We start from the raw sequence: 13,628 nt of genomic DNA on the forward strand, positions 1-13,628 counted from the left end.
TGTCGATATATGAAGAATTGCATGCTGACATGATATACTGGTAAGTAAGAGGCAAGGAAATCGATATTGGCTTTTCTTCGCTCGACGAATCTACCTCTATACCGAGAGGAGGCGGACATCATAGAATTCAGGGTCAAGGATTTGTTACAGATCGACACATTGAAGCAAGCGTTCGTCGTCAGCGGCAAGCAGGGTCTGAACAACCTTGTTCGCGGAGTGACAATAATTGAAGCGCCGGATATCGCCGAGTGGATCAACGGGGGAGAATTGCTGCTGACCAGTCTGTACCCGCTCCAATCTTTCGATTATAGCGAGCAGCAGACCTTCATGGCGCAGTTGTCTGATAAGAAAGTAAGCGCTCTCGTTATCAAGACGGGGCGATTCGTTCATGATATTCCATCCGGCATCATTGAAGCATCTGAGACGCTTCATCTGCCTGTCATTCAAATCCCGAAGCAAATTCCTTATCGTGAAATCATGTATCCGGTGATGGAATTACTTTTTAACAAACAAGTGGTAAAGCTCAAGTATTTTAAAGAAGTCCATGACCGATTTATCGCGCTTACGCTTGCCAATAAAGGTGCGGAAAATATTATCATGTCCTTGAAAAAACTGATTGGCAACCCGGTTACTCTATATGACCGGAACTTTTATCCCATATCGGCAACCGATCCGGATCTGGTGCAGTTTGAGGTGCTGGATCACGAGGAAGTGGATGGTGCCCGCATCGATACGGAATTTGCTTGTTACCGGCAGCGCGTGCTCTACCCGGAATGGGGGAACCGGACGTGCGGGCATCTTGTTGTTCCGGTAGAAACAGTAAACCATATCAAGATACATCTCGTTATCCATGAGACGCGCAAAACCGTGGAAGCGCTCGATTTCATTGCCATTGAAAACGCAGCCACCTCCTTGTCGCTCGATCTCGTAAAGCAGTATGCCGTAGCCGAAGTGGAGATGAAATTCAAAGACGACTTAATCGATGATCTGCTGAACGCCAAGATCGAATCGCTCCAGAGCGTATACCAGAGGGCCAATTTGATTGGCTGGGATTTGAACAAGACCTATGTTGTCGTGCTGTTCCGGCTCCAGATTATGGATGGTCACGATGAGAAGGAACAGGATCTGTACAGTCTTCATCATCCATATCAGCGCTTGCTGTATGATATGATTCAGCGGGAGCTGCCGGAAGGCACTATCCGGATACGTAACGATCAGCTCGTTGTACTGTGGGGAATCGAGACTCCTCCAGCGGATAAAACAGCCTCCTTGCGCATGATAAAGGCGGCAGCCAGGAATATCCAGCACACATTTTGCAAACGTATTCAAAGCATCGATCTGCAGGTTGGCATCGGGAACGCGGCCCATTCGATATCCGAGCTGCCCCGGAGCTATAAGGAAGCCCAAGATGCATTGCAGCTTGGGACATTGATTAATGGCAATTCCGCGATTTCCGCCTTTTCGGATTTGGGCATATACCGCTTGCTCTGCCAAATCGAAGATGCCGACGAACTGGCGAAGTTCATTCCGCTTTCGTTAAAAAAATTGCTCGCCTACAAACAGCCGAACCGGGATGATTTAATCAAAACGCTGCAGACGTTTTTGGAGCATCATCAAAATGCCGCCAAAACAGCCGAGGAGCTCTACGTCCACTATAAGACCGTGACCTACCGGATTGAACGGATCAAGGAGATTACCGGCATGGATATGGATGACCCGGATGAGATGCTGTCGGTCCAAGTCGGATTGAAAATTCTCGTCTTGCTCAACGATCATCCGGTCGCATCGCATCCAGAGCTTGTGGGCGTGTAAGCAAAACAGCATACTGTCACTTTGCCCAGCCAGACTCCGCCTTAGGAGAGCAACGAGCTCTTTGCAAGCGGAGTTTTTGGCGTCTCGACATTCGAATCTCGTATATGATGTGACGCCGCTTACTACCATCTCCCATACAAGTCAGGAATGTAGATGTATGTGCGTAAAGCCTTAATAGCAAACTCCCCGTTGGTCAGGAAAGAGTAAGTGCACGGAGGTTCTTTTGACCAATCTCCCATCGAGTAAGGAAGGCGTAGATGTGCGTAGTTCCTTTAATAGCAAACTCCTCGTTGGTCAGGAAAGAGTAAGTGCACGGAGGTTCTTTTGACCAATCTCCCATCGAGTAAGGAAGGCGTAGATGTGCGTAGTTCCTTTAATAGCAAACTCCTCGTTGGTCAGGAAAGAGTAAGTGCACGGAGGTTCTTATGAGCAGTCTCCCATCGAGTCAGAAGGCGTTAGATGGGCGCAGTTCCTTATTAACAAACTCCCCGTTGGTCAGGAAAGAGTAAGTGCACGGAGGTTCTTATGAGCAGTCTCCCATCGAGTCAGAAGGCGTTAGATGGGCGCAGTTCCTTATTAACAAACTCCCCGTTGGTCAGGAAAGAGTAAGTGCACGGAGGTTCTTATGAGCAATCTCCCATCGAGTCAGGAAGGCGAAGATGTGCAGTTCCTTAATAGCAAACTCCCAAAGGTCTCAGGATGCATCTGCGTGCTGCCTTTATATGCAGGATCCCCAGCACTCAGAGCTAGGTTCTTGCACGCATGACTTGGGTAAAATGGTCCCTTTATCCTTGCTTGCAGCATAGATAGTCAGGCTGTTGATTGCTCAGTGGCACCCAAGACATTAGCCCTTCAGGCGGACCTTATCCAGTGGGAGAGTGGTGCAAAGAACCGAAACAGAGGTGGAACCTGACCCAGTGGGAGAGTGGTGCAAAGAGCCAAATCGGAGGTCGAACCTGACCCAGTGGGAGAGTGGTGCAAAGAGCCAAATCGGAGGTCGAACCTGACCCAGTGGGAGAATGGTGCAAAGAACCGAAACAGAGGTCGAACCTGCCCCAGAGGGAGAGTGGTGCAAAAGAGCCGGAAGGGAGGTCGAACCTGACCCAGTGGGAGAATGGTGCAAAGAACCGAAACAGAGGTCGAACCTGCCCCAGTGGGAGAGTGGTGCAAAAGAGCCGGAAGGGAGGTCGAACCTGCCCCAGTGGGAGAATGGTGCAAAGAGCCAAAACGGAGGTCGAACCTGCCCCAACGGGAGAGTAGTGCAAAGAGCCGGAACGCACATCTGACCAAATGGGAAACTTATGATGAAATCACAAAATACAGATGAAGGGTGCTACACCTGTGAATTCTGTAACCGATTGGCGGCTTTCCACCTGCAGGAAAGCCGCTTTTTTGTGGCCTTTATCCGAAGTGGATAAAAAGGAGGGGTGTTTTTTATCGACATGTTTCGATGTTATTCGTTTTTGAAGCGTTTACAATCAAGGTGCAAGCAAAAATCGACCTTATTTATGCGAGTTCAAAAGGTCACACCTGCAGGGATTTTAAGTTGATCAGTGGGCGGTTTGAACAGCTAAGGTTGGGCCACGGATAAGCGGCACGCCGTTTATCCCGCTTGGATAATGCGCACATCTTACAGAAAGGACAGATATGGTCATGGATAATATCCAAACGGAAACGGTTCGTCTTGTCGAATGGCTGAGCCAGTTCGGTGAAGACCCGGCTGGAGCACTAGCGTTGCATCGAGCGGTTAGTTCATAATCTAATTTCAATTAACATCAATATATGATATATATTTACATTTGCGATGTCCGCGCTAAGTCTAAAAAAGTCGAGCTGGAAACAGACCCTACGCGTTATCCATTATATGTAAAAATCGTTTTCGTTTGTCATTACGTCACAATCAGTCTCGGTTTCATCGACTTTGTTGCCTTTTTCGGACGTCTCCCATTTCGCTTTGGTCGACCTCTAGATGTTCGAGTCGGCTTGCGGTTGAGTGCAGCGATCAAATTTTCCCATGGTTTTTCCGCATAGATGCGAATCAACTGGAGGAGGTCCCATGTCGACTTTTTACAGTCCAGTGTTAATTTAATCAGCAAACAGAGAGCATACGCGATTAAAGCAATATACATTTGGTTCCAAATCGCTTCGGCCGTATAACCGTGGGGTTTTACCAATCGAATATGCTGCTTGACCCATTTAAAAAACAACTCAATATGCCAGCGATTTCGATAAATCTCGGCAATTTGATGTGCGGATAAGTCAAATCGATTCGTTACAATTCGATAGGTACGCCCTTGGTCATCCTTAAACTCAATCAAACGCAGAACCGCTGGCAGCTCCGGCATCGTCACATCAGCATCAAGGATAAACCCATTCTGCCTTTTGGGGAGGTCTCTTTTTCTGATGATCGTTAACCGGCTCTTTTGCTTGACGCGGCAAACAAATTTAATCTTATCCTCTACCCATTTCTGAAAATGGTCGTATACCTGGTATCCTCGGTCCATCACGTAGGTCGCATCTTTATCCACTGTAAATTCCAACACGACTTCATGATCGGCTACATCTTTGGTTGAAGCGACGATCTTGTCTGGATACATCGTTTTGGAGTCCGCAACGACCAAGGAGGTGTGCATCTTCACGCCATGGCTACTTTTGGAACAATAGGACCATTTCGCGAGAATGGGAGGTAGTGTAATTCCCGATGAATCGATTAGCTTGAGTTTCCCAATACCAGGCGTAATGCCGCGTTTCCCTTTTGTAAGTTGCTTGATTCGATCAATGAGCGAGAAAAAGAGCGTCTGAAGATACTCCATAGGCAGCCGTTTCAGCTTCCGCGATAGTTGAGAAGCGCTTATGCTCTTGAGACCCAGAAGATCTTGAAATTCAGGATTAGCCGCTACATGCTCTGACATGACTTTGTATGAGTCTCGTTGCTGAAGCTGTGCCTCTACAAATAAGAGTGTCGAAGAGCCGACAAACAGCTTTTGGGCCCGGTAATCCAATGACTCGTGTCGAGTAGAATGGACATGTAACCATTTTAGGCATTGACAAATGACGTTATGATTCGGTACGTTATCCATAAGAAATCTCCTTTGTTGAGGCGTTTTATGGATAACGTTAGGGTAACTCAACAATAGGAGATTTCTTTATTTTTGTCCATGAATATAGTTCAATAAGTTACAAATATAGAGACTTATGGGATAGAAATTTTCGTAAAAAGATTGATGCAACGCTAGTGCGGCTGGAGGCGTCTCGCGCCTGCTTTATTCCGAAGCGTGGACGGCTGCGCAAAAAGCATTGGAGCAGTACATGCAAGCAGAAGGCTTTACCACGTATTACGATGAGGTCGGCAATTTGTTCGGGCGGTTGGAAGGAAGCCAGTACCCGGATGAAACGATTATGAGCGGATCTCATGTGGACACGGTGTTGAACGGCGGCAAGTATGACGGGCAATATGGCATTCTCGCCGCGTTGTTGGCGATGAAGACCTTGAAGGAAAAGTACGGACAGCCGCTGCGCACGTTGGAAGTGGTCTCGTTCGCGGAAGAAGAGGGCAGCCGCTTCCCGTATACGTTCTGGGGCAGCAAAAATGTCGTGGGTATCGCCAAAAAGGAGGATGTGCAGGACATCGCCGACTTCAAAGGCGTGCGCTTCACGGAAGCGATGGAGAAAGCAGGCTTTGGGTTCCGCCAGGAACCGGTGAAGCCGCGGACCGATATTCAAGCGTTTGTCGAGCTGCATATTGAGCAGGGCAGCGTCCTGGAGCGCGAAGGCCTGTCCGTCGGCGTCGTTCACAGTATCGTCGGCCATCGGCGCTTCACCGTCGAGATTGCGGGAGAGGCGAACCATGCCGGCACGACGCCGATGGGTTACCGTAAAGATGCGGTTCACGCGGCAGGCCGGATGATTCAGCAGATTCTGGACCTGGCCCAAGAGCATGGCGATCCGCTCGTGACGACCGTCGGCAAGATCGAGGTCAAGCCGAATGTGGTCAATGTCGTGCCGGGCAAGGCCTTGTTCACGCTCGATATCCGCCATACGGACAAAGCGGAGCTGATCCGGTTCACCGATGAAGTGACGGAGCTGATGGAGCGCACCGCCGCAGCCATCGGCGTGGAATTGAAGGTAGATATGTGGATGGACGAGGATCCGGTCCCGATGGATCAACGGATTCTCGACGTACTGGAGCGGCAGTGCCGGTCGCATAACATTCCGTTCAAGCTGATGCACAGCGGAGCGGGTCACGATTCTCAGATTATGGCGAAATTTGTGCCTACGGCCATGCTGTTCGTTCCAAGCCGCAATGGAATTAGCCACAATCCGGCAGAGTATACGAGTCCGGAGCATCTGGCAGACGGGGTTCGCGCTTTGACCTACGCTCTGCATGAGTTGGCGTATCAAGCATGATAGGCATTGAAGACAGGACAAGCAGACAGGCACAATTCGATCTGCGCTGAGGAGAGTGAGAATTATGAGGGACGTCAGCCAACAGGGCAAGTGGGAATATTGGAAAAAAGTCATCGTCATGCTTTGTCTCGGATGGACGGTCATTTGGATCTACCGGACCATCTTGAATCCGATTCTTCCCGAAATTCAACAAGATTTACATGTAACGTCAGATGCTAGCATGGGCCTCATCTTCAGTGTATTTTTCTTCGCCTATACGATGATGCAAATTCCGTCGGGATTGCTGGCAGATAGGTTCGGACGGAAGACGATCATCATTCCGGGATTTATTTTGTTCACCTTAGGGGCAATTCTTGTCGGGTTCTCGACCTCACTCATGTTCATCCTGGTCGCGAGCTTCATTACCGGGTTGGGGCAAGGCACTTATTACGGCCCGGCCTATTCCATCTCGTCGGAGACGATACCGAAGGAGAAGCGGGGCATTTCCACGGCAATCATTAACAGCGGTTCCGCCATCGGGATGGCCATCGGCCTTATTGGCTCGAGCTTCCTGGTGAAGGATGCCGGCTGGAATTGGCGGGTGCTGCTCTTTATTACGGCAGGTTTGGCCTTCAGCTTAATGCTGGTTTTTGCCAAAAACATCAAGAAGAACACGCCGCAGTCGAAAACGGCTGTGGAGACATCGGGCGCCGAGAACCAAGACAAGGCGACATTTAAACGGCTGTTAGCCAATCCGAAGATGGTCGCCTCCTATGTGCTCTATTTTGCGACCTGCTATGGATATTACATGATCGTGACCTGGCTGCCGTCGTATTTGCAGGATGAACGGGGCTTCGAAGGGACCGCGATCGGCTTCGCGGCCGCTCTGGTTGCGTTCAGCGCAGTGCCTGGCGCCTTGCTGTTCAGCCGGATGTCGGACAAGTTCATGCATAAGAAGGTTACGTTTATCATCATTTTGGAGCTGCTGGCTGCGGTGATGTTGTACTTGACCGTCTCGGTCCAGACGACCACTTTGCTTATCGTCTGCCTTATCTTGTACGGCTTCCTCGGCAAGCTGGCCGTCGAGCCGATCTTAATCTCGTATGTGGCGGATATCGCGCCGAAGCAAGGGGTCGGGTCTACGTTCGGAATTTTCAACTTTTTCGGCATGATGTCATCGGTCGTAGCTCCGTTCGTTACCGGTCTTATTTCCGACGCGACGGGCAGTAAAGTATTGGGCTTCTATCTGGCGACGATCATTATCTTGGTCGGGTCGGCCGTGATGCTCGTGGCTAATATGAAGAAGACGCCACAGACGACTTAATTAGAAGAAGGAGAGAGTGCAGTATGGGTTATCCAAAAGACTTGTTGTCTAGCCGTTCCATCATCAAGCGCGGCAATTTTGCCTTGATACCGCCGGAGGGGTTGGTCAAAAATACGGTTCCTGGCTTCGAGCAATGCGATATTTCGATTCTGGCATCGCCGCGGCTTGGCGCCAAATTCGTCGATTATGTCGTGACGATGCACGAGGGCGGGAAGAACGTCCGTGGCTTCGGCGAAGCCGGCGTGGAAACGTTCGTGTACTGCATGGAGGGACGCGTGAAGGCTTCGGCGGACGATCAATCGTTCTCGCTCCAGGAAGGCGGCTACCTGTATTGCCCGCCGGGCGTGAAGCTGTACTTGGAGAACGAGCAGGCAGAGGATACACGCTTGTTCCTGTACAAGCAGAAATATGCGCCGCTGGAGGGAAGCTCCCTTCCATGGGTCGTGTCGGGGAATGTGCATGAGCTGGAAGCGGTGGATTACGACGACATGGCGAACGTCAAGCTGAAGGATTTGCTGCCAACCGACCTTGCCTTCGACATGAACTTTCATATTTTGTCGTTCGAGCCAGGCGGCTGCCATCCATTCGTAGAGACGCATTATCAGGAGCATGGGGCGATTATGCTGTCCGGCGAAGGCGTCTACAATCTGGACAATGAATGGATTCCGATCAAAAAAGGAGACTATCTCTATATGGGGCCTTATGTGCCGCAAGCGACCTACGCAGTAGGCAGAGAGCCGTTCGCCTACTTGTATTCCAAGGATTGCAACCGGGACGCTGCCCTGTAGGAGAAGCAGGCTAGCGCAACCTTCCTATGGGAGAAGCAGGTCGTCAGACACCGCCTTCCCCGCTGCCGGTTGGAGCTTGCTCCGCCCGGCGGCAGGCGGAAGGCGGAATACAAGCCAGAGAGGGAATGGACATGAGAGTAAGCAAACAGAAATTGCATGAGCTGATCCGGACAAAATTGTCCCGGGCCGGACTAACGGCCGCGCATGCGGATGTGGTGGCGGAAGTGCTCGTTCATGCCGATGTCCGCGGGGTTCACTCGCATGGCGCCATGCGGGTCGAATATTATGCGGAGCGGATTGCCAAAGGCGGCACGAACGTGAATCCCCAATTCGAATTCAAGAAGACGGGGCCATGCTCCGCCGTGTTCGACGGGGATAACGGAGCGGGGCATGTGGCAGCCAAGCTGGCGATGGGAGAGGCCGTCAATATCTCGAAGGAGCATGGCGTCGCCGTCGTCGGGGTACGGCGAATCGGACATAGCGGCTCCCTGTCCTATTATGTGCAGCAAGCGGCGCGGGAAGGGCTGATTGGCATTTCGGTATGCCAGTCCGATCCGATGGTCGTGCCTTTCGGCGGGGCCGAGCCTTACTATGGCACGAACCCGATTGCTTTCGCCGCGCCCGGGGAAGGGAACGCGCTCATGACCTTCGATATGGCAACGACCGTTCAGGCTTGGGGGAAAATTTTGCATGCCCGTTCGAAGCATGAGTCGATTCCGGAGACGTGGGCCGTCGATGAACGAGGCGTGCCAACGACCGACCCGTTCCAGGTGAACGCGCTGCTTCCGATTGCCGGACCGAAAGGGTACGGCTTGATGATGATGGTCGATGTGCTGTCGGGCATTTTGCTCGGACTGCCGTTCGGGAACCAGGTCAGCTCCATGTATCATGACTTGACCGAAGGCCGGAACCTGGGCCAGCTTCACATCGTAATCGATCCGTCCTTCTTTACCGATCTGGAAGCGTTCCGGCGCAATATTTCGAAGACGATGAGCGATCTGAACGGCATCAAGCCGGCTCCTGGCTTCGAGAAGGTGTTGTATCCGGGCCAGAATTATGACTTGATTGAACAGGAAAACGAAGCGAACGGCATCGAGATTGTGGATGAGATCTATGACTATCTCGTATCCGATGTCATTCATAACAATGCGTACGACCATAAAGATCCGTTTGCCAAGTGACGTTTCCGCTGAATAGGGAAACCAACCTTTTCAGAGAGTAATCATCCACTTCGAACGGACAACCAGAGGTGAACTAGAATGCTGCATACGATTATTAAAAAGAATTCGTATCAAGATTCCGTCAACTTAATGCTTCTGACGAATCATATTTCGTCGCTGGAAGGCGTCAAGCAAGCATCGATCATGATGGGGACGCCGGCCAACAAGGACATTATGAACAATTCCGGCTTATATACAGATGAGCTGGAGCAGGCCGGAGCCAATGATATGTGCATCGTCATCGATGCCGAGGAGCAGAGCAACCTGGATGAAATCCTCGCTGCGGTCGACAGCTTTTTAAGCGACCAATCGGTTAGCTCCGCTTCGTCCTCGCTCGAGAGCGTACGCTCGTGGGAGCGTGCGCTGAAGGAGAACCCGGGCGCCAATCTGGCGATTATTTCGGTACCGGGCCAATACGCGGCGGCGGAAGCGGACAAAGCGCTCGATTACGGCCTGCACGCGTTTATTTTCAGCGACAATGTGCCTGTGGAGGAAGAGCTGAAGCTGAAGCAGAAGGCGCATGACAAAGGGCTGCTCGTCATGGGTCCGGATTGCGGCACGGGGATACTGTGGGGGGTTCCGCTTGCCTTCGCGAACCGCGTCAAGGCAGGCAATATCGGCGTCGTCGGCGCCTCGGGGACAGGCATTCAAGAGGTGACGACGCTTATCGACCGCATGGGCGGCGGTATCAGCCATGCGATCGGCACTGGCGGGCGCGACCTCTCGGAGACGGTCGGGGCGATTACGATGCTGGACGGCATCCGCGGACTGGAGCACAATGACCAGACCGAGGTGATCGTCATCGTGTCCAAGCCGCCGGCGAAGGAGGTGCGCGATCAGGTCGTGCGCCAGCTGCAAGGGCTGTCGAAGCCGGCGGTTACCCTGTTCCTGGGTGAGAAGCCGTCGGCGCATGAAGGCAATGTCTATCAGGCCTATACGTTGGAGGAAGCGGCAAGAATTGCGGTCGACCTCGCCAAAGGCGCCGATGTGCAGCCGCTGTACAGCGTGCCGCTCGAGGTGCCGAAGATGGATTTGCAACCGGGGCAGACCTCGATTCAGGGCCTGTATGCCGGCGGCACCTTGGATGCTGAAGCGGCCATGCTTATCGCGGATGCGCTTCAATTGAAGGACGGCCTCATTCATGAAGACGGTTACGTCCTCAAATCGAACGGTCATGCGATTGTCGATCTGGGCGATGACATGTATACGCAGGGCAAGCCGCACCCGATGATCGATCCGGCTACCCGGATCCAGCATATCGAGAAGGCGGCCCACGATCCGGCGACGGCGGTCATCCTGTTCGACGTCGTGCTTGGATACGGCGGCCATGATGATATGGCGAGCGTGCTCGCGCCGGCGATTGCGAAGGCAACGGCCAAGGCGAAGGAGGAAGGGCGCAACCTGTATTTTGTCGGTGCCCTGTGCGGCACGCAGCAGGATCCGCAGTCTTATGCCGAGCAGAAGCGCAAGTTCGAAGAGGCGGGCGTGCTGGTGAAGGAGAGCAATAATCAAGCGGTGCGCACGGTCCTGGCGATGATGAACCTCAGCCTGGAGGACGCGCCGAAGACGCACCGTCCGGCGGCAGCGGTCATGCCGGAAGAGACCTCCGCGTCCGCGCCTGTCGCAGCGCTGCTTGGCGGGAAGCCGTCCGTCATCAATGTGGGGCTGCAGAAGTTCACGCAGGCCATCCTTGCAAGCGGAGCCACGGCGATTCAGTATGATTGGCGTCCGGTTGCCGGCGGCAGCGCGAAGATGCAGCGCGTATTAAAGCTATTGAACGAGTACCGGTTTGCGAATTAATATCTGGTGACGTTTTTCCAGTGGACGATACATCCACTCCTGTGAACCGCGTCCATGACGACCATCGACGCCGCAGACGAACAGCTGGGAGGGAATTATAAATGAAATTTAATACGATTGATGAAGCCAATCAGGCGGTGATTGACAAGATTGCCGGCGGCACGCCGTTCCTCGTCGATGCCGTGCCGGCCCATACCGTCATTCCGGAACTGGAAGGCAAGACGCTGCTGCATGCAGGTCCGCCGATCGCCTACCAAGACATGACGGGACCGATGCAAGGCTCATGCGTAGGCGCCGCGTTATTCGAGGGCTGGGCGAAGGACGAAGCTGAGGCCCGCGCCATGCTGGAACGGGGCGATATCCGCTTCATTCCGTGCCACCATGTAAAGGCTGTCGGACCGATGGGAGGCATCACGTCCGGCAATATGCCGGTCTTCGTCGTCAATAACCGCTCCGAAGGCAATGAAGCGTACTGCATTATGAATGAAGGCATCGGCAAGGTGCTTCGCTTCGGCGCTTATTCGGAAGAGGTCATCACGCGCCTGAGATGGATGAGGGACGTGCTCGGCCCGACGCTGTCCCGCGCATTGAAGGCGACGGAGGAAGGTCTTAATCTGAATGTCATGATCGCGAAGGCGATTACGATGGGGGACGAATTCCATCAGCGCAACATCGCCGCTTCGCTTGTCTTTTTGAAGGAAATCAGCCCTTATATCGTTAGTCTCGATATGGATAAGCAAGAGATGCAGAGCGTCATCAAATTTTTGGCGGACACGGATCAGTTCTTCCTTAATATTATGATGGCAGCGTCCAAGGCCGTGATGGACGGAGCGCGCACGATTGAAGCCGGTACGGTGGTCACCGCGATGTGCCGGAACGGACGCGACTTCGGCATCCGCATCAGCGGCATGGGCGACGAATGGTTCACCGCGCCGGTCAATACGCCGCAGGGGCTGTTCTTCACCGGCTACTCGCAAGAGGCCGCCAATCCGGACATCGGCGACAGCGCGATTACGGAGACATTCGGCGTCGGGGGGATGGCGATGATTGCCGCTCCGGGCGTAACTCGCTTCGTCGGGGCCGGCGGATTCCACGACGCGCTGGCGACGAGCAACGAGATGGTCGAGATCTGCATCGACCAAAATCCGAACTTTACGGTTCCAACCTGGAACTTCCGCGGCATTTGCCTCGGCATCGATGCGAGAAAGGTCGTAGAAACCGGAATTACGCCTGTCATTAACACCGGGATCGCGCATAAGGAGCCGGGTGTGGGACAGATCGGCGCGGGCACGGTCCGTCCGCCTGTGGAATGCTTCGAGAAGGCGCTGGAAGCGTATGCGGCCAAGCTCGGACTTCTGTAACGCGCCGCAGCATACGTATTGTCTCAAGGGAGAGGAGATGGACGCCCGGCTTGGGGCGCTCCTCGCCCGGAGGCCGGCGGGCCGCGTCCACAGCATCTTCGAGAACGGCATCAACCTGGCGCTGGGAGACGCGTTGATTTTTGTCGGCACAACGAAGAACGGCAGGCTTCCGTTCGGCATCCATATGGGGCAGGACAGCGTCAAAAGGCTGCGCCGCCATGTCCGGCTCGATGACACCGTCGTGGCCGGGGGGGCGGACACGATTCGCTTTCTCCATCCAGGCGGTCCGCTGACGCTTGATCTGGCGCAGGCCGTGCCGTTCCTGGATGAAATCCGATCGGATCGGTATCATTTTGTTCGTGATTTGTTTCACGTAGACGAATTTTTGAAAACCTGCCTCGTTTGGGGCGTGCCGACCGGCCTCGGTGTGGAATGGGACCGCTTTCTTGCCAATGATTATCGGGCCGATGAACCGCAGTATGTGGTGGTGCGGCAGGCGGATCAGTTGCTTGACGCCCTGTTGACCGGCGAGGTTGAGGCGGCCGTGGGGCCTTTGCGCTATTTTCTCGGGCGCGGGCCGGGATTGACGCCGTCGGGAGATGACTTTCTCGTCGGCGTGCTGGCCGTCCACAAGCTAACCGGCGCATTTCATCCCGCGTGTGTGGCCGCCTTGCGTCATATGGTGGAGAGAGAAGCCATCACGACCGATGTCAGCAGAGCGTATTTGCTCCATGCGCTGCATGGACGCTTCAGCGACAAGGTCACCCGGGTGATGAACGCGATGGTAAGGGAAGATATGGGAGATAAGGAAGTCAAGGAAGATATAGAAGATGCAGATCAGCTCCATGCCGATGTTGAGCAAATGCTTCAGACCGGACATAGCTCCGGAATCGATACGGCATTCGGGATCGCCAGTGCCATCATGGCCCTTAGGAGG

At 53.4% G+C, this 13,628-nt stretch carries 7 protein-coding genes and 2 pseudogenes; 8 read left to right on the forward strand and 1 reads right to left on the reverse strand.

Features of this window, described 5'->3' with window-relative positions:
- The first annotated feature begins 141 nt into the window (after positions 1-141).
- On the forward strand, positions 142-1,812 hold the full coding sequence (locus tag OCY70_RS01985; RefSeq protein ID WP_249725636.1) for a PucR family transcriptional regulator: 1,671 nt from the start codon (positions 142-144) through the stop codon (positions 1,810-1,812).
- 1,889 nt (positions 1,813-3,701) lie between these two features.
- On the opposite strand, the gene OCY70_RS01990 is transcribed toward OCY70_RS01985, so the two are convergent.
- The gene (locus OCY70_RS01990; RefSeq protein WP_261944552.1) at positions 3,702-4,892 is read right to left on the reverse strand and encodes an IS4 family transposase; all 1,191 of its coding nucleotides are present in this window, start codon (positions 4,890-4,892) and stop codon (positions 3,702-3,704) included.
- A gap of 160 nt (positions 4,893-5,052) precedes the next feature.
- On the opposite strand from OCY70_RS01990, the pseudogene allC reads away from it, so the two are divergent.
- The 7 genes and pseudogenes from allC to OCY70_RS02025 form a co-directional block, all read left to right on the forward strand.
- Positions 5,053-6,219 (forward strand): annotated as a pseudogene (gene allC, locus OCY70_RS01995) (allantoate deiminase); the annotation flags it as partial.
- 64 nt (positions 6,220-6,283) lie between these two features.
- Positions 6,284-7,522, forward strand: a complete 1,239-nt coding sequence (locus OCY70_RS02000) for an MFS transporter (RefSeq protein ID WP_213430501.1) — start codon at positions 6,284-6,286, stop codon at positions 7,520-7,522.
- 23 nt (positions 7,523-7,545) lie between these two features.
- Complete coding sequence (gene allE / locus OCY70_RS02005) at positions 7,546-8,310, forward strand: (S)-ureidoglycine aminohydrolase (RefSeq protein ID WP_213430500.1); 765 nt, start codon at positions 7,546-7,548, stop codon at positions 8,308-8,310.
- 131 nt (positions 8,311-8,441) lie between these two features.
- Positions 8,442-9,491 (forward strand): ureidoglycolate dehydrogenase, encoded by a 1,050-nt coding sequence (allD, locus tag OCY70_RS02010; RefSeq protein WP_213430499.1) that lies wholly within the window; start codon positions 8,442-8,444, stop codon positions 9,489-9,491.
- Positions 9,492-9,569: 78 nt separating this feature from the next.
- Positions 9,570-11,330: an acyl-CoA synthetase FdrA gene (fdrA, locus tag OCY70_RS02015; RefSeq protein WP_261944553.1), complete on the forward strand. Its 1,761-nt coding sequence runs from the start codon at positions 9,570-9,572 to the stop codon at positions 11,328-11,330.
- Positions 11,331-11,431: 101 nt separating this feature from the next.
- Positions 11,432-12,691, forward strand: a complete 1,260-nt coding sequence (locus tag OCY70_RS02020; protein WP_213430497.1) for a YlbE family protein — start codon at positions 11,432-11,434, stop codon at positions 12,689-12,691.
- 184 nt (positions 12,692-12,875) lie between these two features.
- Positions 12,876-13,550 (forward strand): annotated as a pseudogene (locus tag OCY70_RS02025) (DUF2877 domain-containing protein); the annotation flags it as partial.
- Positions 13,551-13,628 lie beyond the last annotated feature (78 nt).

Origin of the sequence: Paenibacillus melissococcoides, assembly GCA_944800085.1 — a bacterium.
GTDB classification, from domain to species: Bacteria; Bacillota; Bacilli; order Paenibacillales; family Paenibacillaceae; genus Paenibacillus_B; species Paenibacillus_B melissococcoides.